At 25.3% G+C, this 26,596-nt stretch carries 29 protein-coding genes; 9 read left to right on the forward strand and 20 right to left on the reverse strand.

Annotated features, from left to right (window positions below; all coding sequences use genetic code 11):
- On the forward strand, positions 1-1,206 hold the full coding sequence (locus ACBT_RS07480) for an ABC transporter permease (protein ID WP_024776208.1): 1,206 nt from the start codon (positions 1-3) through the stop codon (positions 1,204-1,206).
- A gap of 15 nt (positions 1,207-1,221) precedes the next feature.
- Here ACBT_RS07480 and ACBT_RS07485 read toward each other — a convergent pair whose 3' ends face one another.
- The 6 genes from ACBT_RS07485 to ACBT_RS07510 form a co-directional block, all read right to left on the reverse strand.
- On the reverse strand, positions 1,222-1,737 hold the full coding sequence (locus ACBT_RS07485) for a 3'-5' exonuclease (RefSeq protein ID WP_024776207.1): 516 nt from the start codon (positions 1,735-1,737) through the stop codon (positions 1,222-1,224).
- A 42-nt stretch (positions 1,738-1,779) separates the two neighbouring features.
- Positions 1,780-2,277, reverse strand: a complete 498-nt coding sequence (locus ACBT_RS07490) for a glycine zipper 2TM domain-containing protein (RefSeq protein ID WP_024776206.1) — start codon at positions 2,275-2,277, stop codon at positions 1,780-1,782.
- A gap of 64 nt (positions 2,278-2,341) precedes the next feature.
- Complete coding sequence (locus ACBT_RS07495; RefSeq protein ID WP_024776205.1) at positions 2,342-2,680, reverse strand: hypothetical protein; 339 nt, start codon at positions 2,678-2,680, stop codon at positions 2,342-2,344.
- Entirely contained in the window at positions 2,668-3,861 is a 1,194-nt protein-coding gene (locus tag ACBT_RS07500; protein ID WP_034218859.1) for a sensor histidine kinase, read from the reverse strand. The genes ACBT_RS07495 and ACBT_RS07500 overlap by 13 nt, the downstream gene beginning before the upstream one ends.
- Positions 3,818-4,486: a response regulator transcription factor gene (locus tag ACBT_RS07505; protein WP_024776203.1), complete on the reverse strand. Its 669-nt coding sequence runs from the start codon at positions 4,484-4,486 to the stop codon at positions 3,818-3,820. Before ACBT_RS07505 ends, ACBT_RS07500 begins: the two co-directional genes overlap by 44 nt.
- On the reverse strand, positions 4,476-4,700 hold the full coding sequence (locus tag ACBT_RS07510; protein ID WP_169729052.1) for a DUF1104 domain-containing protein: 225 nt from the start codon (positions 4,698-4,700) through the stop codon (positions 4,476-4,478). Before ACBT_RS07510 ends, ACBT_RS07505 begins: the two co-directional genes overlap by 11 nt.
- Before the next feature lie 102 nt (positions 4,701-4,802).
- On the opposite strand from ACBT_RS07510, the gene ACBT_RS07515 reads away from it, so the two are divergent.
- The 3 genes from ACBT_RS07515 to ACBT_RS07525 all read left to right on the forward strand — a co-directional run bounded on the left by ACBT_RS07515 (position 4,803) and on the right by ACBT_RS07525 (position 9,529).
- Positions 4,803-6,572, forward strand: a complete 1,770-nt coding sequence (locus ACBT_RS07515; RefSeq protein ID WP_024776201.1) for an ABC transporter ATP-binding protein — start codon at positions 4,803-4,805, stop codon at positions 6,570-6,572.
- Between the two features lie 102 nt (positions 6,573-6,674).
- Positions 6,675-7,550: an ABC transporter substrate-binding protein gene (locus ACBT_RS07520; protein ID WP_024776200.1), complete on the forward strand. Its 876-nt coding sequence runs from the start codon at positions 6,675-6,677 to the stop codon at positions 7,548-7,550.
- Positions 7,547-9,529, forward strand: a complete 1,983-nt coding sequence (locus ACBT_RS07525) for a putative bifunctional diguanylate cyclase/phosphodiesterase (RefSeq protein WP_024776199.1) — start codon at positions 7,547-7,549, stop codon at positions 9,527-9,529. The genes ACBT_RS07520 and ACBT_RS07525 overlap by 4 nt, the downstream gene beginning before the upstream one ends.
- A gap of 23 nt (positions 9,530-9,552) precedes the next feature.
- On the opposite strand, the gene ACBT_RS07530 is transcribed toward ACBT_RS07525, so the two are convergent.
- From ACBT_RS07530 to hemH, 3 genes are read right to left on the reverse strand one after another with little or no spacing between them, the layout of a single operon-like run.
- Positions 9,553-9,849, reverse strand: a complete 297-nt coding sequence (locus ACBT_RS07530) for a TIGR03643 family protein (protein ID WP_024776198.1) — start codon at positions 9,847-9,849, stop codon at positions 9,553-9,555.
- A gap of 3 nt (positions 9,850-9,852) precedes the next feature.
- A complete protein-coding gene (locus ACBT_RS07535; RefSeq protein ID WP_024776197.1) occupies positions 9,853-10,377 on the reverse strand; it encodes a lipocalin family protein in 525 nt (174 codons plus the stop codon).
- A gap of 9 nt (positions 10,378-10,386) precedes the next feature.
- Complete coding sequence (hemH, locus tag ACBT_RS07540; protein WP_024776196.1) at positions 10,387-11,322, reverse strand: ferrochelatase; 936 nt, start codon at positions 11,320-11,322, stop codon at positions 10,387-10,389.
- A 144-nt stretch (positions 11,323-11,466) separates the two neighbouring features.
- On the opposite strand from hemH, the gene ACBT_RS07545 reads away from it, so the two are divergent.
- Genes ACBT_RS07545 through ACBT_RS07555 form a run of 3 tightly spaced genes read left to right on the forward strand, consistent with a single transcriptional unit; the run spans position 11,467 to position 14,877 of the window.
- Positions 11,467-12,861, forward strand: coding sequence for a cryptochrome/photolyase family protein (locus ACBT_RS07545; protein ID WP_024776195.1), 1,395 nt, complete (start codon positions 11,467-11,469; stop codon positions 12,859-12,861).
- Between the two features lie 43 nt (positions 12,862-12,904).
- Positions 12,905-14,140, forward strand: a complete 1,236-nt coding sequence (locus tag ACBT_RS07550) for a putative DNA modification/repair radical SAM protein (RefSeq protein WP_024776194.1) — start codon at positions 12,905-12,907, stop codon at positions 14,138-14,140.
- Positions 14,137-14,877, forward strand: coding sequence for a TIGR03915 family putative DNA repair protein (locus ACBT_RS07555; protein ID WP_024776193.1), 741 nt, complete (start codon positions 14,137-14,139; stop codon positions 14,875-14,877). The genes ACBT_RS07550 and ACBT_RS07555 overlap by 4 nt, the downstream gene beginning before the upstream one ends.
- Here ACBT_RS07555 and ACBT_RS07560 read toward each other — a convergent pair.
- From ACBT_RS07560 to ACBT_RS07610, 11 genes are all read right to left on the reverse strand, one after another.
- Positions 14,870-16,255, reverse strand: coding sequence for an ABC1 kinase family protein (locus tag ACBT_RS07560; RefSeq protein WP_257116998.1), 1,386 nt, complete (start codon positions 16,253-16,255; stop codon positions 14,870-14,872). The genes ACBT_RS07555 and ACBT_RS07560 overlap by 8 nt on opposite strands.
- 170 nt (positions 16,256-16,425) lie before the next feature.
- Positions 16,426-16,689: a hypothetical protein gene (locus ACBT_RS07565; RefSeq protein WP_024776191.1), complete on the reverse strand. Its 264-nt coding sequence runs from the start codon at positions 16,687-16,689 to the stop codon at positions 16,426-16,428.
- A 10-nt stretch (positions 16,690-16,699) separates the two neighbouring features.
- A complete protein-coding gene (locus ACBT_RS07570; protein WP_024776190.1) occupies positions 16,700-17,770 on the reverse strand; it encodes an EAL domain-containing protein in 1,071 nt (356 codons plus the stop codon).
- Between the two features lie 67 nt (positions 17,771-17,837).
- The gene (locus ACBT_RS07575; RefSeq protein ID WP_024776189.1) at positions 17,838-18,545 is read right to left on the reverse strand and encodes a LytR/AlgR family response regulator transcription factor; all 708 of its coding nucleotides are present in this window, start codon (positions 18,543-18,545) and stop codon (positions 17,838-17,840) included.
- Complete coding sequence (locus ACBT_RS07580; protein ID WP_024776188.1) at positions 18,542-19,537, reverse strand: sensor histidine kinase; 996 nt, start codon at positions 19,535-19,537, stop codon at positions 18,542-18,544. The genes ACBT_RS07575 and ACBT_RS07580 overlap by 4 nt, the downstream gene beginning before the upstream one ends.
- Before the next feature lie 26 nt (positions 19,538-19,563).
- Positions 19,564-20,979 carry a phytoene desaturase family protein gene (locus ACBT_RS07585; protein WP_024776187.1) on the reverse strand — a complete coding sequence of 472 codons (1,416 nt, stop codon included), beginning with the start codon at positions 20,977-20,979 and terminating at the stop codon, positions 19,564-19,566.
- A complete protein-coding gene (locus tag ACBT_RS07590) occupies positions 20,966-22,318 on the reverse strand; it encodes a cryptochrome/photolyase family protein (RefSeq protein WP_024776186.1) in 1,353 nt (450 codons plus the stop codon). The genes ACBT_RS07585 and ACBT_RS07590 overlap by 14 nt, the downstream gene beginning before the upstream one ends.
- On the reverse strand, positions 22,315-23,268 hold the full coding sequence (locus ACBT_RS07595; RefSeq protein ID WP_024776185.1) for a DUF523 and DUF1722 domain-containing protein: 954 nt from the start codon (positions 23,266-23,268) through the stop codon (positions 22,315-22,317). Before ACBT_RS07595 ends, ACBT_RS07590 begins: the two co-directional genes overlap by 4 nt.
- Positions 23,269-23,339: 71 nt before the next feature.
- The gene (locus tag ACBT_RS07600; protein WP_024776184.1) at positions 23,340-24,194 is read right to left on the reverse strand and encodes a TIGR01777 family oxidoreductase; all 855 of its coding nucleotides are present in this window, start codon (positions 24,192-24,194) and stop codon (positions 23,340-23,342) included.
- 13 nt (positions 24,195-24,207) lie between these two features.
- Complete coding sequence (locus ACBT_RS07605; RefSeq protein ID WP_024776183.1) at positions 24,208-25,293, reverse strand: glycoside hydrolase family 3 N-terminal domain-containing protein; 1,086 nt, start codon at positions 25,291-25,293, stop codon at positions 24,208-24,210.
- Between the two features lie 8 nt (positions 25,294-25,301).
- Positions 25,302-25,568, reverse strand: a complete 267-nt coding sequence (locus ACBT_RS07610) for a DnaJ domain-containing protein (RefSeq protein ID WP_024776182.1) — start codon at positions 25,566-25,568, stop codon at positions 25,302-25,304.
- 88 nt (positions 25,569-25,656) lie between these two features.
- On the opposite strand from ACBT_RS07610, the gene ACBT_RS07615 reads away from it, so the two are divergent.
- Positions 25,657-26,085 (forward strand): J domain-containing protein, encoded by a 429-nt coding sequence (locus ACBT_RS07615; protein WP_024776181.1) that lies wholly within the window; start codon positions 25,657-25,659, stop codon positions 26,083-26,085.
- Positions 26,086-26,093: 8 nt separating this feature from the next.
- Positions 26,094-26,591, forward strand: coding sequence for a type II toxin-antitoxin system antitoxin SocA domain-containing protein (locus ACBT_RS07620; protein WP_024776180.1), 498 nt, complete (start codon positions 26,094-26,096; stop codon positions 26,589-26,591).
- Positions 26,592-26,596: the final 5 nt, after the last annotated feature.

A 26,596-nucleotide genomic window follows, 5' to 3' on the forward strand; every position in this document is an offset into this window, starting at 1 on the left:
TTGAATAAAGCTTTAGTAAATTTTATCGTAAAAAAATATTTAAGATTTGATAAAAAAAATCCATTTATCTCTGTAAGTGCTATTCTAGCATTTATTGGAGTTGCTATTGGTGTTATGGTTTTAATTTTATCAATGGCGATTATGAATGGTACAGCAAAAGAGTTTGAAAGAAAACTCTTTACTATGAATTATCCACTTACTATTTACCCAAAAATGGCAAATACTGTAAATGAAGAGTTATTAAATAAACTTACAAAAGAGTATCCAAATCTTAAATTTTCACCTTTTGTATCAACTCAAGCAATTGTTCAAAATGGTGATAATATGAGCGGTGGTATGATTTTTGGTGTTATTCCACAAAATGAAGCAGAAATCAATCCTATTTACAAAGAAGCTGTAAAAGATCAGCTAATAAATAAATATGATTTAATTACAGGAATTGGTATAAGTGATAAACTTTTACTAACTTATGATAGCAAAGTAACTTTATACTTTACAGAACTTAATCCTGCTGGTTTTTCACTTATGCCAAAGATGAAAAGATTTAATTACTTGAGTTCTTTTAGATCAGGTCTAAATGCCTATGATAAAGCTTACATGTATACATCTATTGAAGCTCTACAGACACTACTTCAAAAAGAACCAAATGTTTATGATGGAATACATATATTATCAGATGATGCTTTTGGAGATATTGAAAAACTAAAAATTACATTAAAAGATGAAGGTGTAGGAATTGTTGGTTGGTGGCAACAAAATGGAAATTTCTTTGCTGCTATGAAAATGGAAAAAACTGCTCTATTTATAGTTTTAATGCTAATTATCCTTGTTGCTTCTTTAAATATTATTTCTTCTTTATTAATGACTGTAATGAGTAGAAGAAAAGAGATTGCCCTACTTTTATCAATGGGTGCTAGCTCAAAAGAGATAAAATCAATTTTCTTAAGAGTTGGAACGATTATAGGGTTTGGTGGTATTATTTTAGGAATAATTTTAGGATTTATTGGTTATTTCTTACTTGATACTTTTGATATAGTATCTTTACCTGCTGATGTTTATGGAAGTGCAAAATTACCTTTAGATTTGGCTCTTACAGATTTTGTTTCTATAATTGTTGGAGCTGTTTTAATAGTTCTTGTATCATCTTATTATCCAGCAAGCCGTGCTACAAAAATTGATGTAATTGATGTATTAAGAAATGAGTAAAATTTTACTTATTTCTTAAAGTTTTATATCCATTCTTTTTAAAATTTCATAAGTTTTCGTAACATCATAAGTTGCACTATGATATTTTGATGAATCAAACTCTATTCCAAAATAATTACAAGTTTCATCTAATTTTGGATTCTTTAAAACTCCATTTTTACCATAAGATTTTACAAGATGTTTATTTCCAGACATAGTACAAATATGATTTTTAAAGATTACTCTATTATTTATATGTCTTAATTCAAAACTTATATTATGAGCTATTAAAGTAGAACTACCTTTGCAAAACTCTTCAAAATCTAAATCTTCACTAAAATAAGAGCTATAAGTTTTATCCTTTCTATAATCAAGTATTAATTCAGGAGTTAATCTGTGAACTGAATATGAATAAAAATTAAGAGGATATCTTGACAAGTAGTATCTGTGGAATTTATCTAAAACATTAAAATTTTTATCTATTTTAACTGCGGCAACTTCAAAAACATCGCCAATATTATGTGTGTTTGTTTCAAAATCTAAAATAATCATTGATTATTCTACAATAATTTAACTCAAAGCAAAGGCTTTGAGTTATCTTGAATAAGAAAAACCTCCATAAAAGTTTGTTCTTCCTCCATCATAATAATTCGGTCCATTATGATGTTTATTATGTCCATGTTTTTTATGGTGGTGTTTTGGAACATAATGGTGAGGTCTAGGATGTCCACCAATATAATTTATTGAAACTTGTGGACTGGGTCTATAATATGGATCATTATAGTAATAATTATTTACATAAGTTGTAGATTTTTCATATCCACCATCATAATATCCATTGTTGTATTGGTTATTTGGATTACCATAATAGTTATTTGAAACATAACTTTCATTTGGCCTTGTACTATTCGCAATAACAGCACCTAAAATTCCGCCAGCAACTTTAGCAGCATCTTTACCACTGCCATGTCCAATCTGATTTCCGATAGCAACACCCAAAGTTGCACCAACAACTGTATCTAAACCAATAGAATTGTTATTCGCAAAAAGTAGAGAACTTGAAATTAAAAATATTGATACAACTTTTTTCATAAGATATTCCTTCAAATTATAATTGTGAAAGAGTATCTATGATTTGTGGATATATTGTGAAAAACTACTTCAATTTTCCAAAAAGATTATATTCATTCCAATAGATATCTAAAGCTTCTCTTAACGCTTCATTACTAAGCTTCGTTTTCTTTTTTAAACCAAATCTTTTTATTAAAGATTCTGACATTAAACTTTTTTCTAATGTTGGATTTTTTAAAAATAAAAACATAGCTTCTTTTACATCTTTTTCACTACTATACTCCAACAAATATCTATAAAAATATTTATCAATACTAACAGGAATTCTATTATGACAAGCTACACAATTTTTTTCATAAATATTTTTTTGATTTGAAAAAGCAAAACTAAATGTTAAACATAAAAAAATTACTAATCTTGCCATCTTATTTTTATCCTTGTCCCAACATTAACTTTTGATATAACATCGATTTTAAAACTATACTCTTTTGCTATCATAGATACAATATTCAAACCAATACCAAATCCACCTACACTCTTATCAAATCTTTTATATCTTGTAAACAAACTTTTTAAATTTTCTTTACTTAAACCTTTTCCACTATCTTCAATTACTAATAAATTAGGCTTCAAAGTCACTTTTATGAAACCTTGAAATTTATTATATTTTATAGCATTTGATAAAATATTATCTATTAACTTAGATAATTTTTTTAGGTCACAAAATATAAAAATATCGTCTTTTATATCTAATTGAAATTCTATTTTTTTGCTACTTGCTATTGATTTAAAAAAATCTATTCTTTGTTTTAAAATTTCTGACAAATTTAATTTCTCATTGTTTGAAATTATTTGATTATTTAAAGATATAAATGTTAAATCTTCATAAATATTTGAAATTGTTTTTGCACCTATTTCTATACGATTTATTTTTTTTGCTAACTTTTCATCTATACTATTTTTATCTATCATCTGTATATTTGATAAAATAGCAGCAATTGGTGTATTTAATTCATGTGTTGTATCTTTTATAAATCTATCTAGCATTTGTATAGATTCTCTCATTGGACGTAAAAACAGTTTTGCTATAAAATATCCAATAAAAAGAAGTATTGAGAATGCTATTATAAACCAAAAAACCATTTTATATTTAATTTTTAAAAACCAAACATTATCATCTTTAATTTCAACAATTACATACTTTGAACCTAAATAATATGACTCTGGTTCTTTTATTAAATGAATATAGCCATCTTTAAGATATATAACCTCATCAAGTTTTACATTATTCATAGCTAAAGTTGTAAAAATCATTTTTTTTGAACTATCATAAATAGCTGAATTATATTTTTCATCTCTTGGATAAATATTTGATTTATCAATATTTATATGCAACTCTTTGAGGCTTGCTATCTGATCATTTGAGTAGTTTTGAAGAGTTTGCCTTTTATCTTGAAGCATCAAATCTTTTTTAAATTGATAATATAAAAAGGTAATAACTCCCAAAATAACTAAAACTAAAACTGAGTAAATTAAACTAAACCCAATTATAGTTCTAGTTTCACTCTTGGATAAATCTATACCCGAGTTTTTTAAGGCTAACAATTGTATCTTTTCCTAAAATTTTTCTAAGATTTTTTATATAAGTTCGTAAAGAGTTATCACTATACTCTTCGTCATAATCCCATACAAAATCGTAAATTCTATCATGTGTTAAAAGTTCATTTGGATGTTGTAAAAATAGTTTTAATAGTTTTAACTCTTTTAAATTTAATTTAACTTCTTCATTATCACATTTTAATTCATTTGAAATTGGATTAAATGTAACATTAGTTCCAATTTTAATTAGTTCATTTTTCTTTGAAAACTCTTTTTTTATTAAAGTTTGAACTCTTAATTGTAACTCTTTTAACTCAAATGGCTTTCTAATATAATCATCACAACCACTAGTAAAGCCCTCTTCTAAAGAATCCATTGAGTTTAGAGATGTTATAAAAATTGCAGGTGTTGTTTTTCCATTTGCTCTTGCTTCTTTTAAAACTTCAAATCCATTTTTATTTGGTACATTTACATCTAAAAGAAAAAGATCAAAAGTTTCTTCATATATCTTACTTATAGCATCTTCACCATCGTAAACACAAATTACTTCAAAGCCCTCTTCTTCAAAATATTCAGCAACTGTTTCACTTAAGTTATAATCATCTTCTAATAATAAAATCTTACTCTTCATCTTCTATTACCTTTATTTCTGGTGTTTCGTTTAATCTTTTTTCATATTGTTCTCTTTCAAAAGAGCTCATTTTTGGAATTCTAAATTCTAACTCTTTTTGAAATGATACTTTATCTTTTTCATCAACAAAACCAATAATCTCAATTAACTCTTGTGTACTCATTTGACTATAATTCTCTTTCGCAAAAACAGACACAACTAGCAAAAAAAACACTAAAAAACCTCTTCGCATACAACCCAACTTTTTTTATTTTTATACTACATAAGAACTGTATAATAATCGTATATTGTAGCTAAAAATGGATATAATAAATCCATGAATGAAAAAATATCTTTAAAATATATATATAAACTTCTTTTAAATAATAAAAAGAGTCTTATTTGGGGTCAAATCTTTACAGTTATAGGGATTTTAATAAGTGTTCCAATTCCTTTATTGCTACCTTTGCTGGTTGATGAAGTTCTACTTGATAAACCAAGTTTTTTTGTAAATAATATAAATGAGTTTTTTGGTAGTGGTAGTGCACTATACTATGTTGCAATTGTAACAGTAGTTGTCATTGTTCTAAGAGCTCTACATTTTATTTTTGGGGTAATTAATACAAAAATATTTACAAGAATATCTAAAATAGTAATCTTTGATATTAGAGTAAAACTACTAAATCATCTAAAAAAAGTAAATATGAACGAATATGAAAGTCTTGGAAGTGGTAAAATTGCAGCAAACTTAATAACAGATGTAAATACCCTAGATAGTTTTATTGTAAATGTTTCAAGTAAATTAATTACATCTTCTCTTACTTTAATAGCAGTTGCATTTGTAATTATAAAAATAGATTTGCTTCTTGGAATCATGATACTGTTTACACAACCAACAATTGCGATAATTTCAAGAAGAATTGCAAAAAAAACTGGTGAACTAAAAAAAGAAGAGAATACAACTATTGAAGCTTTTCAAAATAATATTAATGAAACTTTGGATCTATTTTCTCAAATAAAAGCAAGTAACAAAGAAAATAGTTTTTTTGATACATCTATACAAAAAGCTGAAGATATAAAAAAAGCTTCAAATGAGTTTAACTATAAAAGTGTGGCCTATGAAAAATTCTCCTATACAATTTTTCTATTTGCTTTTGAAATATTTAGAGCAACAGGACTTCTATTAGTAGCTTATAGCGATTTATCTATTGGTTTAATGTTTGCTATGTTTGGATATATCTGGTTTATTATGACTCCTGTTCAAGAGATATTATCTATTCAATACTCACTTGCAAGTGCAAAAGCAGCAATGGGAAGAATAAACAAAGTACTAGAGTTAGAGACTGAAAATGATGGAGATATAGAATTAAAAGACAGAAAAGTTGATATTAGTTTAAGAAATTTGAGTTTTTCTTATACAAAAGATAAAAACACCCTAAAAAATATTAGCTTTGATATAAAAAGTGGAGAAAAAGTTGCAATAATTGGAGCAAGTGGTAGTGGAAAAACAACAATTTCACAACTAATTGCTGGTTTTTATGCCAAAAATGATGGCGATATTTTGTATAACAACATAAGCATAGATAAAATCTCAAAAAAAAGTTTAAGAGAACATATATTTTTAGTTCTTCAAATGCCTATACTATTCAATAACACACTACGATTTAATCTTACAATGGGTGAAGATATATCTGATGATAAAATATTAGAGGCTTTAAAAATAGCTGAACTTAAAGAAATGTTTGAGAATTTAGAAAATGGTTTAGATACTATTGTTGGGAAAATGGGTATAAGATTAAGTGGTGGTCAAAGACAAAGATTATCAATAGCAAGAATGGTTTTAGCAAATCCTAGTGTTGTTATATTTGATGAATCAACATCTGCTTTAGATGTACACACAGAAACAAAGCTATTTAGAAATTTAGAGTCATTTTTAAAAGATAAAACAGTTATTACAATAGCTCATAGATTAAGTACGGTTAAAAATGCTTCAAAAATATTTGTTCTTGAAGATGGTGAGTTAGTTCAAAGTGGAACACACAATGAATTAGAAGAAAAAGATGGGCACTATTTAGAGTTTGTGAAGCATCAACTTACCAATAATTAAACACTATTTGAAACTAAATTCTGTAAAAAATAGATTTTTATTTATCTTTTAAGACTTTTTAAATAGAATCAATACATATTAACCAAAACTAGGGGAAAGTTTATGATTAAGGTTATTTTTTTAAGTCTTTTGGCTATTTTATTTTTATCTTCTTGCTCAAATAATAAAAAAGAAGAATTAGTAATAGTAACTTCAAATTGGATTGGCTATACACCTTTAATTTATGCAAAAGAGAAAGGTTATTTAGACAAACTAAATATTGAACTTTTAAACGTTGTTTCTCTTAGTGAGAATTTGCATACTTTCAACTCAGGAAATGCTGATATTTTCATGGGAACTCAATATGAGTATAAAGTAGCTTCACAAAAAAATCCTGAAGTAATCCCCATTATGCTTTTAAATAAATCAGATGGAGGAGATGTAATAATGTCAAATTTAGAACTCTCTTCTTTAAAGAATGAAGAAAAGACAATAGATATATTTTTAGAATTAGATTCAATAAATTCTATTGTTTTTGAAGATTTTATAATAAAACATAATTTAAAAGATAAAAAGTTTAACTATATAAATAAAGATCAATCTTATATATCTGCATTAAGAGAATTTCAAAATCCTTCTATAGTAATCACTTATAATCCTTACAATATTTTTTTAGAAAAAGTCGGATTAAAAACAATTGAAACAACAAAAGACAGTATAGATATTTTAATAATTGATGGAATGTTTACAAAAAATGATATTTTAGCTAAACATAAACAAGAATTACTCGAATTAAAAAATATAATAGATTTGGCAATAATTGAACTTGAAAAAGATCCTAAAAAATATTATGAAACAATAAAAGACTATCTATATGATACAAGTTATGATGAATTTTTAGGAAGCCTTTCTAATATTAAATGGCTAAACAAGAATCCAAGTAAAGAAATATTAAAAAATCTAAAAGATCATAATTTTTCTACTAAAGAGATTCTATGATTTTTTCTATTCAAAGATTTATTCTATTTTTTATATTCTTACTTCTTGCAATTTTTTATGTAGTTTTTGCATATTACTTCCAAAAACAAGAAGAACAGACATCAAAAGTAATTTATACTACTATCTTAAATGATATAAAAGAAAAAGCCTATTCAATCTCAAAAAATATAGAAAAAAAAGAGGATATCTTACTTTTTAGAGCTCAAATAGGAAACATCTCGGCAAATAGCCCTTTTGTAAGTAATATTTTAGTTTTTGATGACAATGAACTACTTTTAACTACAGATCCTAAAATAAAAAAATTAGAAAAAAACTCTTTCATAGATAACTTAGAAACATACAATGACAAATTAACAAATTTAAACTATTTAAGTGAAAATATAAATTTTTATGAACAAAATAAACAAAAAAAGTTAGATTTAATCTATGTTATTGATAAGAATTATATAAACTCTTATTTCATAAAAAATAGAGATGAATTTTTTATATATTTTGGTATCCTACCTATAATTGGATTTTTAATTCTATTTTTTATTTTTAAAAAATATATAACAAATCCTCTTGAGAAACTAAGACAACTTGCTTACTATAATACAAAGATTCCAAAAGCTTTTAAAATTAGAGAACTAGAATCAATTAGACACTCAATGGTTGACTCTTTTTCTAGATTGGAAAATGAGAAAAAAGAGCTGTTTTTGATGGCAAGAACAGATTCTTTAAGCGGTTTAGCAAATAGAAATTCTTTAAATGAATTTTTACATAGGCTTATTCCAACAGCAAGAAGAAAAAAAGAAGAATTTGCTTTTTTATTTATGGATTTAGATCATTTTAAAACAATAAATGATTCTCTTGGTCATAATGTTGGAGATGAACTATTACAAAATATATCAAAAATTCTGAAAAAGATTTTAAGACCAAATGATTTTGTAGCAAGAATTGGTGGAGATGAATTTGTTTTAATAATTCAAGATTTTAAGTCTAATTTAGAGCTTACAAATATCATAAAAAGAGTTCAAGAACAATTAGCAAAGCCTTGGATAATTCAAACCCATCCAGTAAGTACATCTTGCAGTATTGGTATATCAATATTTCCAAAAGATGCTGAAGATATAATCTCTTTAATGAAAAATGCTGATATTGCTATGTATGAAGCAAAAAAACATGGAAGAAATAGATATCACTTCTTCACAGCAGAATTAAATGAAGCTGTCTTAAGAATTATAAATCTAGATAAACAAATGAGACAAGCTTTAAAAGAAAAAAATTACAAGCTATATTATCAACCAAAAGTGTGCATAAAAACTTCAAAAATAATTGGAGCAGAAGCATTGATTAGATGGATTGACCCAATAAAAGGATTTATACCACCAAATGAATTTATTCCTTTAGCTGAAGAGAATGATTTTATTATTGAGCTTGGGGAATGGATTATAGATGATGCTTTAAACCAATATATTAATTGGCAAAAAATAGGTATTGATATTTCAATATCAATAAATATCTCAGCTAAACAATTTTTACAAAATAATTTTGAAGATATTTTAATTAAAAAAATTAAAGATAAATCAATAAATCCAAATAAAATAATTTTGGAAATAACTGAATATATTTTAATAGACCAAACTGATAAAGTTTACTTAAGTCTAAAAAAACTCCATGATTTTGGAATAAATATATCTCTAGATGATTTTGGGACAGGTTACTCTTCTTTATCTTATCTGAAAAAATACCCTATAAACTATCTGAAAATAGACAAATCTTTTGTAGATGATATGAATTCAAAAAATGGAAAAATATTTGTAGAAACTATTGTTAAAATGGGACAAATGCTTGATTTAAAAATTGTAGCCGAAGGTGTTGAAACTATTGAACAACTTCAATATTTAAAATCTATATCTTGTGATTTATATCAAGGTTATCACTTTTGCAAACCACTTTCTGCAAAAGATTTTGAAGAATTTTATAAAGCAAAAAATTAATTTTGCTCTATAAATAAGTTTATTTACTGAAATCTTGTAGTTTTATAACTAACTTTTAATTTATGTTTTGTAGCTCTTCCTTGAACTCTTTTTCTCCACATCTTGAAACTACTCTTTTTTAAAAGATTTCTCATCATTTTTTTAATTTCATTTTCACTAAAACCATAAAGTTCTTTTATTGTGTCAAAAGAGACTCTATCTTGCCATGCCATCTCAACAAGTCTATTTTTATCACTTTCACTAAAAGATAAATTACTTGGTTTTACACTCTTTTTTTTATTTAAACTAAACTCTCTAGCACTATCTTTTTGAAAATACATATTTTAATCCTGTACTGTATAAATAAGTTTTGACTTATCAAATCCCATATTTGTAATTTTTTCTAACAATTTATTTAACAAATCTTGATTCATAGTTTTTTCTCTAGAAAGTATCCATAAATACTCTTTAGATGGAGTTCCAATAATTGCATATTTATAATCTTTATCTAAATCTAAAATCCAGTAATCTCCATAAAATGGTCTAAAAAAACTAACTTTTAACTTACTATTTGTTTCATCAACATTATAAGCAACTGCTTTTGCATCTTTAAACTCATTTGTAGATATTTTTGTACAACTATTTACAACTTGAATTTTTTTATCATCTCTTAAAGAGTAATTTGCTTTTACATTTTTACAATCTTTTTGAAACTTATGCTCATATCTAGCAATCTCATACCAATCGCCAAGATATCTTTGTAAATCTACTTTTTCTACAGTTTTTAAATCTGTATCTTGTTTTGTACTACAAGCTACAAAAAATAATGACAATAAAGTCATACAAAATAAACTAACTATTTTTTTCATGATTTTTCCTTATTTTAATTTTAAATTTTCATAAATCGATTTTAAAGCAATAATAAAATTTCGATTAGAGTTTGGAGCTTTTGCAACCCTATAATCCTTTATACCGTACTCTTTTGCTAATTCACCATATTCTAGCACTAATTCTCCTAAAGTTTCTGAATTATCAACTGTAAAAGATATAGGATAAATGATAACCTTTTCACCTAACTCTTTTAACTTATCTTCCATATAAGGTTGTAACCATTTCATAGGTCCAACTCTTGACTGATAAGCAACATCAATTTTTTTAAAATTTATGTTTTGTAATTTTAACTCTTTTTTTACAAATTCAACATTCTCTAAAATATGTTTTTGATATAAATCACCTTTATCTATAACTCTTTGAGTCAATCCATGAGCTGAAAAAACCAACTCAAAATCTTCTGACCTATCATCTTTTAAAGTTTCTTTTATTCTATCAACTATAGCTTTGTTGTAAAACAAATTATCATAGTAATAATCAATAGTTTTTATTTTATGATCTATTTTAAAACTTTTTGCACAAGAGATAAAATCTTCAATTGAAGATAAAGTTGTAGTTCGTGAGTGGTGTGGGTACATTGGAATTGCATAAATCTCATCGTAATCTTTTACTTTTTTAATAATATCATTTGCAAAAGGAAATGTATATCTCATCTCATAAAATACATCAGCATCAACAACTTTTTGCAGTCTTCTTACCAATCTTTTTGTATATCCAACTATAGGAGAAATACCCCCTAATTCTCTATAATTCTCTTTTGCAATATTTAACCTTCTAAATATTATTAATTTTGCAATTAAAGCTCTAATTGGCTGAGGAGCACCTATAATATATTTATCATTAAACATATTTTTCAAAAAGACTTCAACCTCATTAAGATTGTTTGGTCCGCCCATGTTCATTAAAACTATTGCTCTTTTCAAAATTCTTCCTATTATTTTTTGTAAATTTATAATAATAAACAGACTATTTGTAGCTTTTATTTGTTAGTTAATCAATTTTGTAAAATATTATAAAATAACAATCAAACTCTACAAATTAACCTAAAAACCAAATAAAATAAATCTATGAAAATATTTATTCTATATCCAAATCAACTATTTAAAAATTTATCAAACTTTATAGATAAGAAAGTTCTTTTAATAGAAGAACTTCTATTTTTTACACAATATGATTTTCATATTCAAAAACTTGTTTTACACAGAGCTAGTATGAAATTTTATGAAAATTATTTAAAGCAAAATAATATTTTAGTTGAATATTATGAAGATGAAAGTTACCTTCAAATTTATAAAAATAATGAAATATTTGTTTATGAACTTTTTGATAACTATTTGGAAAAAAAAGTTTATAAGAACTTCTCAAATATCAAAATTCTAAAAAATCCAAACTTTATAAACCCAAAAGATAAAAATAAATTTTTACATAAATTTTATATAAATAGAAGGAAAGAGTTAAATATATTTATGCAAAATGGAAAACCTCTTTTTGATAAATATAGTTTTGATGAAGAAAATAGAAAAAAACTCCCAAAAGATATAAAAATACCCCCTACTTTAGCTTTCAAAAATGAATATGTAGAAGAAGCAATAGCTTACTGCCAGAAATTCAAAACAGTAGGAATTTGTGAGAATTTTTATTATCCCACAACTTTTGATGAAGCCTCTTTACAACTAAACTATTTTTTAAAAGAAAAATTTGAAAACTTTGGAACATATCAAGATGCAATTATAAAAGATACAAAACAATCTTTTTTATTTCACTCAAATATTTCAAGTAGTTTAAATATTGGTTTACTTGATTTACATGAACTAATAGATAAAATAATAAATTTTGATGCTCCATATAATGCCAAAGAGGGTTTTATAAGACAAATTATTGGTTGGCGTGAATTTATGCTAAGAGTTTATGAAGATGATGGTGTAAAGCTTAGAAATTCAAACTTTTTTGAGTTTAAAAACCCTATGCCAAAAAAAGTAACTCAAGCCAGAAGTGAAATAAAAATTCTTGATGATACTATCAAAAAACTTGAAATTAGTGCATATAACCACCATATTGAAAGACTTATGATTTTAGGAAATATATTTTTACTACTTGAAATAAAACCAAATGAAGTTTATGAATTTTTTATGAAAAATTATATTGATGCTTATGATTGGGTAATGGTTGGAAATGTTTATGGAATGAGTGGTTTTAGTGATGGTGGAAGCATAACTACAAAGCCTTATATTGCAAGCTCAAATTATCTTTTAAAAATGAGTGATTATAGTAAAAATGAAAATTGGTGTGAAATTTTAGATGCACTTTATTGGAGATTTTTATATAAATATTCACACAAATTTTCATCAAGTCCTAGAATGAAAATGCAAATAGCACTTTTAAATAAAATGCCTAAAGAGAAACTTGAAAGACATCTTTTTGTTGCAGAGAAATATTTATCAGAGCTTTTTATTGCAAATTGACATATTTTTGAATGAAAAAATTTATTTAAAGTAAAATTATAAAATGAAAACAGATATTTATGGAAAAATGGAAATTTTAGCAAACAGTGCGAAATATGATGTATCTTGTAGCTCTAGTGGAGTTGAAACTTCATACAAAAAAGGAGAATTAGGAGCAACTCATACAAGCGGAATTTGTCATACTTTTACTCCTGATGGAAGATGCGTGTCACTACTTAAAGTACTACTTACAAACATTTGTATATATGATTGTGCATATTGTATAAATCGTGTTTCAAATGATATTCCAAGAGCTGTTTTTAGCCCAAGAGAACTTGCAGATATTACAATCAATTTTTATAAAAGAAACTATATAGAAGGACTTTTCTTAAGCTCTGGAATAGTTAAAAATGAAGACCACACAATGACTTTGATTTTAAAAGCTTTGAAAATTTTGCGATACGAATATAAATTCAATGGATATATTCATGTAAAACTAATTCCTGGTTGTTCTATGGAATTGATTGAAGAGATTGTAAAACTAGCAAATAGAGTAAGTTCAAACATAGAGCTTCCTAGCGATAAATCTCTAAAACTTCTAGCACCAAATAAAACTAAAGAAAAGGTTTTGCAACCTTTGAAATTTGCAAGAGATTTAAGCCTAGCAAAAGAGCAAAAACCAATAGGAATGAGTACTCAACTAATAGTTGGGGCAACACCTGAAAGTGATAGAGATATACTTAAACTTAGCTCTGCACTTTATGATAAAGCTTTGCTAAAGAGGGTTTATTATAGTGCTTATATTCCAGTAAATAATGACAAAAATCTTCCTTCAGTTGTTACAAAACCTCCATTACTTAGAGAACATAGACTTTACCAAGCTGATTGGTTACTTAGATTTTATAACTTTTCTTATGATGAGATAGTTACAGATGAATTTCCAAATTTAGATGAAGAACTAGACCCAAAAACATTTTGGGCTTTAAATAACTTAAAATACTTTCCTATGGAAATAAATACCGCTTCAAAAGAAGAACTTTTAAGAATTCCTGGAATTGGAGCTAGAGGTGTTATGAAAATTTTAAGTGCTAGAAGATTTAAAAAATTAACATTTGACGATTTAAAAAAACTAAAAATCTCTATAAAAAAAGCAAAATTTTTTATCACTTGCAATAAAGATTTTCAAAAAGAAGTTCCATTTTATAGAGAAAATCTAAAATTAGCATTACTAAAACCTGAACCAAAGAAACTGGTTCAGCCAACACTTTTTGATGTTAGTTCAATTACAGGTGAATTATGATTTTAGTTTATGATGGAACTTTTGAAGGTTTTTTATCTTTAGTTTATGAAGTTTATTATAAAAAATTAAAACCCATAAAAATATACAGAACTCTTCCAAATGAGATGATTTTTGATGATATTATAAAAATAGATACAACAAAAGAAGAATATGAAAAAGTTTTAAATGCACTAAAAATAAAATTTCCAAATGAGATGATTGAAAAAATTCTAAATATTTTTATGTGTGATTCAAAAGATTTTGAGCTAGCTCTTTTAGAGTATATTATTATTGGTTTCAAAGAGTCAAAACAACTATTTAATATAAATAACTCTTGTGTTTTTTATCTAAACTCTCTTGAAAAAGAGTTATTTAGAAATGTTCATAAAATGACAGGTTTTATAAGATTTGAAGAGCTAGAAGATAAGACTTTGTACGCTAAAATTGAATCAAAATTTAATGTAGTTTATTTTTTAGGAAAACATTTTCTAAAAAGATTTAACAACCAAAATTTCATAATTCATGACATAAATAGAAAACTTGCTTTTATAAAAATAGAAAATGATTTTTCTATACAAGAAGTTGCTTACTTTGATGAACCAATCTACTCTTCAAATGAAGAAAAATTCCAAAAACTTTGGAAAAGTTTTTTCAAAGGTGTAACTATAAATGAAAGAACAAATTTAAAGCTTCAAACTCAAATGGTTCCACTACTTTATAGAACTTATATGAGTGAATTTAAGAATCAAACTACTTGATAAACCAAACTCTTAAAAATCCAAAAGAAACCAAAAGTAAAGCCAAATTTTTTAAGTTTTCATCATAAAAAACTAAAAACATTCCAAATAGAATAAAAGATAAAGATTTTAAATATGAGCCAAAATAATCTTTTAAATCTTTTTTTATAAATTCCAGTTGATCTTTATTTAAAAGTACTTCAAGTTCACCCTTTGAACTTTTTGCAACCATATATTTTAGATTTTTTAAAAATTTTGGTATTGATTCTAACTCATCTAAAACTATTTCAGAAATAGTAGTTTTAATTCCTAGGGCTTTTGGAAGGTTATCTTTTAAAATTGGTAAAATATCTTTTACACCATTAAAATTTTCTATATATGTAGTTCCTAAACCTTCAATTATTGCACTAACTCTAAGTATATAAACAGCATCACTTGGTAGTTTAAAAGGTAAATCTCTTGTACTTTCTAAAACTTCAAATGCCAATTTTTGCATAGATTCACTAGATAGATTATCATTTGAGAAAATATCAAACATTTTTTGACTAAACTCTACCATTAAACCTTCTGGTGCTTCATAGCTAATAGTTCCCAGCTTCTTGTTTGCTCTTACAAAGGTTTCAAAATCACCTCTATTTGCACCGTCAATTAACTCAATTATTGCAACTCTTGAATCATTTGCGATATTTTTAACCATTCCATAATCAAGTAAAATCAAATCTCCATTTGTATTTACAAGTAGATTTCCAGGGTGAGGATCTGCATGAAAATATCCATTTATTAGCATCTGTTCTGTATAAAAATTTACTAGTTTTGAAATAATTTGTATAAAATCAATATCATATTTTTTTAAAGAAGCTTTGTCGTCAAATCTAAATCCTTCCATAAAACTCATAACAATAGCACTTTGAGAACAAAACTCTTCATAAGGTTTTGGAAATAAAATTCCACTATTTTCATAAGTAATAGAAAACTTTTTTAAATTTTCAAGTTCAATACTAAGATTTGTTTCATCTTTTATCATACTTGAGAATTCATTTATAACAGCATCTATGGAATTTTTTGTGTAATATGAGAAAAGTGGTCTAAAAAGTTTATTGAAAAAATTTAATATTTTTATATCAACTCTTACTTGTTTTTCAATATTTTTTCTTCTTAATTTAACTGCTACTTTCGTATCATCTTCTAAAAAAGCAATATGAACTTGACCAATTGAAGCACTTGCAATTGGCTCATTTTCAAACTTTTTAAAACACTTTTCTTTGAAAGACTCTTTAAAAACTTTTTCAAAATCAGCTTTAGACATTTTTGGAAGTTTGTCATGAAGCTCTTTTAACTCATCTAAATACTCTTTTGAAAAAAAATCAGACCTAGTTGCTAAAACTTGTGCAAGTTTTATAAAGCTAGCTCCTAAATAAAAAATTGTCTCTTTTAATTTTTTTGGTTTTAATGGTTTAATAAATAAAAAGCTATCCCTTTTTTTAATAAGTAAAAAAAGAGATAACAAAAATCTAAATATTAAATAAACCCTGTAAGGTGAAAAAAGTTTTAAATAAATATAAAAAGTTTTTATTTTAAATCCTCTTTTAACTTTTCTAAATCAGCTTTTGTAGCAACTCCAAGCTCATCTAAAACTTCTTTAAACATATCTTTTATTTTAGATTTAATTCTCTCATCTTCATCTTTTCCTTTTTGCTCTAAAGACTCTAAAAAGCTCTTTGCATCAGAAGTTTTAATTTTTCCTTTTTCTTCAAGAGTTTTTAACTCTTCTTCAACTCTTTCTTTTAGCAGTAATGCTCCACCAAGTCCTGTAAATAAAATCTCTTTTAACATCTCTAACTCCTTAAAAATTAATTTTTCTAATTGGCTCTGAAGATGGCTTTGCAAAGTAATAACCTTGAGCCAATGAAGCACCATTTTCTTTTAAATATAAAAACTCTTCTTTAGTCTCTATACCTTCAGCTAAAACAATAATATTATTATCTTTTGCAATTTTTACAATTGCTCCAAATACAGATTGATTTGCTTTGTTTTTATCAATATCTTTTATAATTTCTCTATCGATTTTTACAATATCAGGATGAAGCTGAACAATCATATTTAAAGAAGAATAACCACTACCAACATCGTCTAAAGCTATCATAAATCCTTTTGATTTATAAAAATTTAAAATATTTTTTAAATGTTCAATATCTTCAACATTTTCACTTTCGACAACTTCAAATATCACATTTTTAGGATCAAATTCCAATGAATTTGCCCATTTAACTGTTGATTGTAAACAGTGATTTGGATCATAAATTGCCGTTGGTATAAAGTTTATAAAAACTTTTGCTCTAATATTTTTAATAGCAGCAGTTTTTAAAGAACTCTCTCTACAAGCTCTATCTAGATAAAAAAGCATATCTCCATCTTTTGCCCATTTAAAAAGTTTATCAGGATAAACTAATGTTCCATCATCATTTACACCTCTTGCAAGAGTTTCATAACCATAAATTGTATTATTTTCTATATCCAAAATTGGTTGGAAATGTGCAGTTAAACCACCTTTTGTTAAAAGATTAGATAATTCACTTGCTGAAATCAAATTTTTATACTTTTCTAAACTCTTTACATCTCTAATTTTTGAATAATGAAACTCTTCATTTTCATTTAAACTAAGGATACAAATAGCTTCTCTCTCATGTTTTTTAAATATGCTTTTTGAAAGAAGAGTACTCAAGAAATCAACCAAACATACAGATTTTAAGATTACTGTTAAACTATCTTCTTTCAAGTAATCTATTCTATTCTCATCTAAATAATTTCTAAACTTTTTACATAGTTCAACAACTTCAAAACCAAATACAACTTTTGAATTTGAATCATCAAACGATGGTAATGTATGACACTTTATACAAGCTGTTGTAGCCATAATTTCCTCCTATAGTCTTAAAATTATAAAAGAATTTATAAATATTTTGTAGCAGTTTTATGACAATTTATATACTTTTTCTATCTAGATACTCTCTAAACTCTTTTGCACCATCTTTTGAGCTAACTATATACTCATCTACGCCATTAAAAAATATCTCTAATTTTGACTGTTCTACACTTTTTATAGATTTAATTTTATCTACATTTACTATATATGACCTATGAACTCTAAAGAAATTTTTGTCTTTTAATATCTCTTCTATATCACCTATCTTTTTCTTTGCATAGACAAAATTATCTTTAGTTCTTATAATAATTTCATCTAAATCTGCTTTTATATAGAATATTTCGTCAAGCTCTACTAGATAGATTTTATCAGAAACTTTTCCTAAAATCTTTTTTGAAACACTCTTTTCTTCTTTATAAATTGAAATCTTTTGTAAAGTCTTTTTTAGTTCACTATCTTCAACAGGTTTTAGCAAATATCCCATACCACCTTTTTTGAAAGCATCTAAAGCATACTCTTCATAAGCAGTTTGAAACACTATAAATGTTTTTGGTTCAATATTTAAAATAATCTCTGCTAGTTCTAAACCACTAAAATTTGGCATAGAAATATCTAAAAAAGCAGCATCAAACTTTGTTTTTGATACCTCTTTTATAGCTTCAAGTGGGTCATTAAACTCTACAATATCAAAAACATTATTATCATTTAAAATTCTTTTTAGTCTTGCTAATGCTAAACTTTCATCATCTACTATTAATACTTTCAATTTTTATCCTTTAAAATAATACAAAAGACCATGTTTTCCTTTTCTACAGAAAAATCCAATTCTCCAATATTTAACAATCTAAGTCTATTTTCTAGATTTGATAAACCTGTTTTAAATTTTATATTTGAACTTTTTTTACCATCATTTGATACTTTTATAATATTATTGTCAAATTTAATAAAAATATTCAACTCTTTTCCTAAATATCCATGTTTTATACCATTTTCAACCAAAAGCTGAATAGAAAATTTCGGTATTTTTACAAACTTTAAATTTTTATAATCATCTATATGCAAAACAATTTTATTATCAAATCTAATATTTTCTATATTTACATAAGTTTGTACCATAAAAATCTCATTTTCAAGTGTAACTAAACTCTCTTTATTTATAGCATTTCTTAAAAACTTCGACAACTGTAGTACAGCATTTTCAGCTTTTTGTTTATCTATGTATATTAGCTGTGAAACTGAGTTTAGAGCATTAAATAAAAAATGTGGATTTAACTCATTTTCTAGTGATTTTAGTTTTGATTCTAAAATCTCTTGTTGTATTTGATTATTTTTATTTTTTAAGAATACAAATTGATGCAATATCAATGCTATTAGAAGAGTTAAAAAACCTACTACAACACCAATATTTAACCAAAAATCACTTATAAATGCTATTACTTCTGTATTTGATTTGTGAAAAACAAAAAATGATAAAACAAAACCTAAAAAACCAGATAAAAAAGAGAAAAAAAGGCTCAAAGCTGTCCAAAACTTTTTTTGAATTTTAGGAAGAATAAATCTATTTGAAAAAGTAATTAAAACTATTGCAAAAATAGTTATAAAAAAAGCTGTACAAATACTAAATATAATTGTAGAAATAGTTTGTAAATTTGGGTTTAGAAAATAAAATATTAAAGATTGAAAAAATCCAAATAGTATTCCAATTATTAAAATATTTCTCCAATCCTTTACAGATATATTTAGTTCATTTTTTAGCATCAAATACCTTTTATATTTTTATTATATTATCTAAATAAGTTTGAGTTTAAAACTTTTGCACCTAAAGCAACTCCTGGCCATCCTTGACCTGCAAAAACCGAATCTCCTACATTGTATAGATTTTCAAAAGGCGTTATAGAGCTTGGAATTTTAAAAATATTTTTAAGATTTAAAGGTGTTGCACCGCAATTAAACCTATTTATATATCTTTTAAAGGTCTTACTAGTGGCACAAAAATCTATTTTGATATCCTCTTTTTTTATATCTTCAAAATTTTTAAATAGTTCATTTAGGATAAAATTTTTTGTAATCTCTTTCTTATTTTCATATTCATCATTTGATAATTCATCCCAAAAAAGAGCTTTTGTGTGACAAGATATCGTAACAGAATATCCATTTTTTGATAATTTTTCATCATCTTTGTGACTAAAAGATACAAAAAAAGTTTTTGAAACTGAATTTGGTATATTTTCATTCAAAATTATTTGATAATGATTTAAAAACTCTTTTCTTGAATCTATTTTCAGATAAATTACAAAAGCACTTTGATCATAAAATTTAAATTTTTTATAATAGTTTTGTATATCTTTATCCCAAAACATTTCACTACACTCAAAAACTGGCATATTTAAAACAACTTTTGAAGCTAAATATTCATCTATTGAAGAGATTAATCTATAAAAATGTTTCTCCTTTTTTATATATTTTATCTGCTCTTTATTTTTTACATTTATATCTTTTAACATATCATCAAAAAGTTTTCCCATACCACCATTTGCATAAAAAATCTTATGAAAAGGATATGATAAAGCAATTGCAAAAGATAAAAGTGGAATATCTTTAGAAGTTGATTGCAAAGTAATTTGAAGTTGTGCATCAATAAAATTTTGATAATCTTTTGAGATATCTCCTAGAACTTCTTTTATAAAACCTTTTGCTGTTTTAAACATTAAAAATTTATACTCTTTAAAAAGAGTTTCAATAGTTTTTAAACTTTTTAAATAAGAGTTTAAACTATATTTTGCAAAATATATATCTTTAAGTCTCCAAAATCTCTCATCAATATCTTTTAAAGTCTGCCAAAAATATCTATTGTTTTTATGATAAAAAACAGTGTTTAAACTCTCTATAAACTCTTCAAAATTCGTCTTTCTATCTATAATTTTTCCATTTATAATAGTTCTATAAGCATAAGAACTCTCTATTAAATCAGGTACAAAATTTACACTATCAAATATATCTTTTAATATATGATTATCTTCATATCCAACAAAAGTAGTCGCACCTGTATTAAAATAGTTTCCAAATCTTTTAAACGTAGATGCAGTTCCTCCTAAATTTTTATCCTTTTCAAATAAAACTAAATCCTTATCTTTATTTAAAATAGAGATTAAACTTCCACCTATTCCACTTCCAACAACAGCTAAATCAAACTTTTTCACAATTAGCCCTTTTAAACTCTAAAATAGCTCTATCTCTTGAATAATTAATTGATACAATTTGTTTTGGATAAGTTAAAAAGATATCTTCTTGTACTCCATTTTCATTATGAATTTTTTTTGGTTCAACATCTTTTAACTCTTTTAAAACCGTTTTTATAAATAGTGCTTCATTATCAAATTTTTTTGATTGTAAATATGGATTAAAAACTCTAAAATAAGGAACTGCATCAACTCCTGTACTAGCAGCCCACTGCCAAGAACCTATATTTGAACTAGCTTCGTAATCCAAAAGTTTTTGTGCAAAATAAGCCTCACCTTTTTTCCAATCAACTAACAAGTTTTTTACTAAATATGATGCAACTATCATTCTTAAACGATTGTGCATAAGTCCTGTACTATTTAGATGTCTCATACTAGCATCAATTATTGGAACACCAGTATTTCCTTCACACCACTTTTGAAAATCTTCTTCATTTTGATTCCAATTTACATTTATACCATTTAGATTTTCAAATTCTGATTTTGGAAAATGATATAAAATATAGTTGTAAAATTCTCTCCAAATAAGCTCTCTTATAAAAAAATCTATCTCTTTTTTAGGAGCTTGCAGTTTTTTTATTTTATTAAAAACCATTTTAGGAGAAATAAGTCCAAATCTTAAATGAACAGATAAATTTGAACCAACGTCAAGATAAAAGAAATCTCTATTTTCTTGATAATTTCTTATTTTTTTTGAAAAATCACAGATCAATTCATCTGCTGTTTTATATAAAAAATTAGGTAAATCTTGTTTTTCAAATCCCAATTCATCTAAGCTAGGAAAAAAACTATAATCAAAATCTACTTTATTTATATTTTTTGAAACTTCAAACTCTTTTATATAATTTGATTGATGAAGTGGTTCTAAAGAATTATAAAATGGTGTGAAAACTTTGTATGGTGTTTTATCACTTTTTAAAATATCTTTTGGATTAATCAAGTATGAATCTAAAAATCTTCTAAGAGGTATTATTTTTTCAATTTCATCATCTCTTTTTTTTGCATAACTATCAAAATCAATAGATGTTAAAATTTCATCAAATCCTTGTTTCTTTAACTTTGTAAAAACATTTGTCGGAGTATCAAAAAATAGTGCTAAATCAAGCCCTATTTTCTTTAAATTCTCTTTTAACTCATAAACACTTTTATGAATAAATGTTACTCTTTTGTCATTATTTGGAAGATTTTGTAAAATATTTTTATCAAAAATAAATATTGGTAATACTTCACCTTTTGCAGATGAAAGTATTTCATTATCAATTATTCTTAAATCTCTTCTAAACCACAAAATTTGTTTCATTTATATGCCTTCAAATCACTTCTAAGTGCAAGTTTTGATGGATATGGATTTAAAAATTTCTGATTCTTTAAATAAACTATATCAAATCTATTTATATATAAATTAAATATCTTAATTACACTAATTAGAGGAATTACTCTATTTTTAAAATCGTACATGCTTTCTAAAATATCAACTTTTTCTTCTTTTGTTATATGTTTTTTAAAATAACCAAAAATATGAAGTAAAATATTGTAAGTTTTATTTAAAGTTGACTTTGTAGCTATTGCTTTTAAAAATTCTGCTTCATAATCTTTATAAAGTTCTTCAATATCCTTTTTTTCGCTATTTGCTACTATTTTTCCTAAGATTTTGTAAGAATTTTGTGATTTTGAATATATTAAATATTTGTATGAAGTGTGAAATTCTACCAAAGTTGAGATTTTTTTCTCTTTTTTTAGTAAATTTTTTAAATCAGCATAAGAGTAAACTTGCATCAAGAAATTTTCTCTAAGCCAAGCATCATTTAATCTACCCTCTTCTTCCATTGGTAAATTTGGCATTTTTTCTTTTAGTTTTTTTGCAAAAACTCCAACTCCATTTTTAATTGATGGTGCATTTAAAGGTTGATAAACTTTAACTCTCTCCATTCCACAAGAAGGAGAAGCAGATTTTAAAACAAATCCACACAAGTCATCATTACAAGCTTTTAAAGCCATTTTTTCACAAGCAACTTCTAGTACATCACTTACATCTTTTGGTTCTTTTGTAGATGTAAATATTTTAACCTCTCCATCTATTGAAACTTGTCTAATTGCCTCTCTAGGAGCTCCCCAAATTGAATTTTCAGGACAATACGGTAAAAGAGTAAAGTACTCTTTTAAGCTATCAAATACAAACTCATCTTTCGCACCGTGACCATCATATCTACACATATTTCCTAGTAAACAAGAAGAAACTCCCAAAATCATAGCAAAACCTTTTTTTATTTTATTTTATAATATAAAAAAGCTTTTTTGTATAGTTATTTTATAACTTCATACTACTTATTACAAATCTCTTTTAAACACTCTTCAATATTTCTATACTTAAACTCAAAACCATTTTGTAAAAGATTTTTTGGAACTGCACTTTGTCCATCACTTAAAACTTTAGCACCTTCACTAAATATAAGTTTTAATACAAACTCTGGAACTGGAAATATTGTAGGTCTATTTAAAATTTTTCCAAAAGTTTTAGTGAATTCATAATTTGTTGTTGGAGTTGGAGCTGTAAGATTATAAACTCCATCTAGCTCTTTTTCTATAGTAAAATGATAAGCTCTAACCAAATCTTCTATGTGAACATAAGAAAAATATTGTTTTCCACTTCCAATAATTCCACCAAGACCTAGTTTAAATGGCAACATCATTTTTGAAATTGCTCCACCATTTTTACCTAAAACTATTCCAAATCTAAAAATTGTAACTTTTGTAAATCCATTATTTACTTTTTTTGCTTCTTTTTCCCACTCTTGACAAAGATTTGATAAAAAATCATTTGAATAACTTCCATTTTCATCATAAGTTGCTTTGTTATCATAAATTCCAACTGCCGAAGTAGAAATAAGCATTTTTGGTTTTGTTTGAACTCTATTAATACTTTCTACTAAACTTTTAGTTGTGTTTATTCGACTACTATATAAAAGTTTTTTATACTCTTCACTCCATCTATTTATAATATTTGCTCCACTAAGATTTACAACAATATCACAACTTTCTATAAGCTCATCAAGTTTTGAAGCATTACTTAAAACTTCTCTTTTTATTTGTACAGTTTTATAATTTTGTTTTGAAAAATACTCAACCAAACTTTGCCCAACAAACCCACTAGCACCTGCAATTGCAACTGTTTTCATATTTTTTCCTTAATTATAATTTATTTAAAAGTTCATCAATCTTTTTATTTGAATCAACTATTTTTTGTAAAGGTATTTGTTTATTTAATATCTGAGCATAAACTGTTTTTATAATTTCATCTAAACTAACTGGTTTTGCTAACTGATTTGCAAATAATAAAAAATTTACACCACTATTTATAGCTAACGTTAAAGTCTCTTTTAAATCATAATGTTTACTTATTGCACTCATTTGCAAATCATCTGTTATTAATACTCCTTTATATCCTAAATCTTCTCTTAAAAGTTTTGTATTTACGTTGTATGAAAGTGTAGCTGGATACTTTTTATCCAAATTTTCATTGAAAACATGAGCAGTCATTATGATATCAACTTTATTGTTTTTAATAAAATATTTATATGGCTCTAACTCTTTTTTACTCCACGTATTTGAAATATCTACAAAACCTAAATGAGAATCAGCTAAAGATGAACCGTGTCCTGGAAAATGTTTTAAAGTTGAAAGAACACCTTCTTTTTGTAACTCATCAACAAAAATTGAAGCATATTTTGTAACTACTTTAGAATCCTCTCCAAAACTTCTTCCTCTTGTAACTACTACTTTATTATCTTTATTTATAGCCAAATCAACAACTGGAGCAAAATCAAGATTTATTCCTACACTACTTAAATCTTTTGCTAAGTTTTGATAAGTTTGTTTTGCAAAATCTTCATCTTTTAATGCTATTTCACTAGCTTTTAAAATATTTACAAATCCCATATCACTTTTTAGTCTCTGAACTACTCCACCTTCTTGATCAACAGAAATTAAAAGTTTTCTATTAGAAATATTTTGAAGTTGTTGATTTAACTTTTTTAACTGAGCCTTACTTTCTATATTTTTTACTTTTGTCTTATCATTTGGATCTTTATCAAATAAAATCACTCCACCCAATCCAAACTCTACATCCTTATAAATTTGACTATTTTTATCTATGCTTGTACCATTAAAACCTAAAATAACCATTTTTGCAATCATTTTTTCAACTTCGTTTTTTGAATATGTTTGAGCAAAACTACAAACTGTTGCTAAAAAAACTATTAATAAAGCTTTTATCATTTTATCTCCTATTTAACCCAATTTTTATAGTTTGTAAAGCTTGGAAACTGCTTTTTAAACTCATTTTCTTCAAATGAATAACTATAATTATCCATATATTCTTGCAAAATTTCATAAGCCTCTTTGAGTTGCATAAATTTTTCATTACTTCCACCCTCCATATCAGGATGATATTTTTTAGAAAGTTTTAAATATCTTTTTTTTATATCTTTTTTACTCATTGTCGAAATAATTCCAAACATTTCAACTGCTTTTATAAAATCTTCATAACTCATTTTTTAATCCTTTAAAAGGATATTGTACAAAAACATTATGATTAATCTACTTATTGTATAATATACCCAATTTTTTTTAAGGTATTTTATGGGACAAATTATAAACTTAGCGATAACTATTTTAATTTTATATCTAATTTTTACAAACTTTGGTACTTTTCTAATGATAATTGGTGGTATTATTCTGTTTTTAGTAGTAGCTGTATATTTTTTAAGAAGAGCTTTTTTAAAAAATGCTTCAAAATTTCAATACCAATATCAAAATTTTGAATTCAAAAATTTTAACCAAAATTTTAATAACAGTGGTTTCCAAGGTGGATTTTACAATCAATCTTCAAAATTACAAGAAGCAAAAGATTTTTTTGGATTTAGCCAAACTCCTACAAAAGATGATATAAAAAGAAAATACAAAGAATTAGCAAAAATTTATCATCCAGATTTAAATGGAGGAGATGAAGAAAAAATGAAAAAACTAAATGAATACAGAGATATTTTAATGCAAACTTACGCAGATTAAGGATTTTTATGAATATAGATATGACAAAAGTAGCAAATATTATTTTATATATGTTGCACAAACAAGTAAAGGCACTAAATCACAAAAAAATAGAACTAATGCTATTTTTTATAGAGTACAATCATTTAAACTTTTGTAACCAAAAAATTGTAAATGAAACTTTCATAAAAACTTCTAGAGGTGTAAAACCTCTGGTTTTAGATGAACTTTTTAATTTGATTATTGATGACGTAGAATTTGAAGATGAAGAAGATGATAGAGTGTTTTTTATTCAAGAACTTATGGATTTTTTAGAAATAGATATTGTAGAAAAACCTACATTTAGAGAATTGAAATTTGCAAAAATAGATGAAGATTTTGATGAAACTATTTTTACAAGCGATGAACTAAAAACTATTCACAAAGTAGTAACTTTATACAAAGATACAAGTGTAAGAAATCTTTCAAATGAGTGTTTTTCAATAGATTTGGTGAGAAATACTGAAACAAATGAAGTAATATTTTAATAATA

The sequence above is a fragment of the Aliarcobacter cibarius genome (assembly GCF_013372265.1).
Classification (GTDB): Bacteria; Campylobacterota; Campylobacteria; order Campylobacterales; family Arcobacteraceae; genus Aliarcobacter; species Aliarcobacter cibarius.

Excerpts from the sequence above, each read along its gene's own strand:
- ACBT_RS07485 (WP_024776207.1), bottom strand. The coding sequence starts at position 1,737 with ATGATTATTTTAGATTTTGAAACAAACACACATAATATTGGCGATGTT.
- ACBT_RS07490 (WP_024776206.1), bottom strand. The coding sequence starts at position 2,277 with ATGAAAAAAGTTGTATCAATATTTTTAATTTCAAGTTCTCTACTTTTT.
- ACBT_RS07495 (WP_024776205.1), bottom strand. The coding sequence starts at position 2,680 with ATGGCAAGATTAGTAATTTTTTTATGTTTAACATTTAGTTTTGCTTTT.
- ACBT_RS07505 (WP_024776203.1), bottom strand. The coding sequence starts at position 4,486 with ATGAAGAGTAAGATTTTATTATTAGAAGATGATTATAACTTAAGTGAA.
- ACBT_RS07515 (WP_024776201.1), top strand. The coding sequence starts at position 4,803 with ATGAATGAAAAAATATCTTTAAAATATATATATAAACTTCTTTTAAAT.
- ACBT_RS07520 (WP_024776200.1), top strand. The coding sequence starts at position 6,675 with ATGATTAAGGTTATTTTTTTAAGTCTTTTGGCTATTTTATTTTTATCT.
- ACBT_RS07525 (WP_024776199.1), top strand. The coding sequence starts at position 7,547 with ATGATTTTTTCTATTCAAAGATTTATTCTATTTTTTATATTCTTACTT.
- ACBT_RS07530 (WP_024776198.1), bottom strand. The coding sequence starts at position 9,849 with ATGTATTTTCAAAAAGATAGTGCTAGAGAGTTTAGTTTAAATAAAAAA.
- ACBT_RS07535 (WP_024776197.1), bottom strand. The coding sequence starts at position 10,377 with ATGAAAAAAATAGTTAGTTTATTTTGTATGACTTTATTGTCATTATTT.
- ACBT_RS07545 (WP_024776195.1), top strand. The coding sequence starts at position 11,467 with ATGAAAATATTTATTCTATATCCAAATCAACTATTTAAAAATTTATCA.
- ACBT_RS07550 (WP_024776194.1), top strand. The coding sequence starts at position 12,905 with ATGAAAACAGATATTTATGGAAAAATGGAAATTTTAGCAAACAGTGCG.
- ACBT_RS07555 (WP_024776193.1), top strand. The coding sequence starts at position 14,137 with ATGATTTTAGTTTATGATGGAACTTTTGAAGGTTTTTTATCTTTAGTT.
- ACBT_RS07565 (WP_024776191.1), bottom strand. The coding sequence starts at position 16,689 with ATGTTAAAAGAGATTTTATTTACAGGACTTGGTGGAGCATTACTGCTA.
- ACBT_RS07570 (WP_024776190.1), bottom strand. The coding sequence starts at position 17,770 with ATGGCTACAACAGCTTGTATAAAGTGTCATACATTACCATCGTTTGAT.
- ACBT_RS07580 (WP_024776188.1), bottom strand. The coding sequence starts at position 19,537 with ATGCTAAAAAATGAACTAAATATATCTGTAAAGGATTGGAGAAATATT.
- ACBT_RS07590 (WP_024776186.1), bottom strand. The coding sequence starts at position 22,318 with ATGAAACAAATTTTGTGGTTTAGAAGAGATTTAAGAATAATTGATAAT.
- ACBT_RS07595 (WP_024776185.1), bottom strand. The coding sequence starts at position 23,268 with ATGATTTTGGGAGTTTCTTCTTGTTTACTAGGAAATATGTGTAGATAT.
- ACBT_RS07600 (WP_024776184.1), bottom strand. The coding sequence starts at position 24,194 with ATGAAAACAGTTGCAATTGCAGGTGCTAGTGGGTTTGTTGGGCAAAGT.
- ACBT_RS07605 (WP_024776183.1), bottom strand. The coding sequence starts at position 25,293 with ATGATAAAAGCTTTATTAATAGTTTTTTTAGCAACAGTTTGTAGTTTT.
- ACBT_RS07610 (WP_024776182.1), bottom strand. The coding sequence starts at position 25,568 with ATGAGTTATGAAGATTTTATAAAAGCAGTTGAAATGTTTGGAATTATT.
- ACBT_RS07615 (WP_024776181.1), top strand. The coding sequence starts at position 25,657 with ATGGGACAAATTATAAACTTAGCGATAACTATTTTAATTTTATATCTA.
- ACBT_RS07620 (WP_024776180.1), top strand. The coding sequence starts at position 26,094 with ATGAATATAGATATGACAAAAGTAGCAAATATTATTTTATATATGTTG.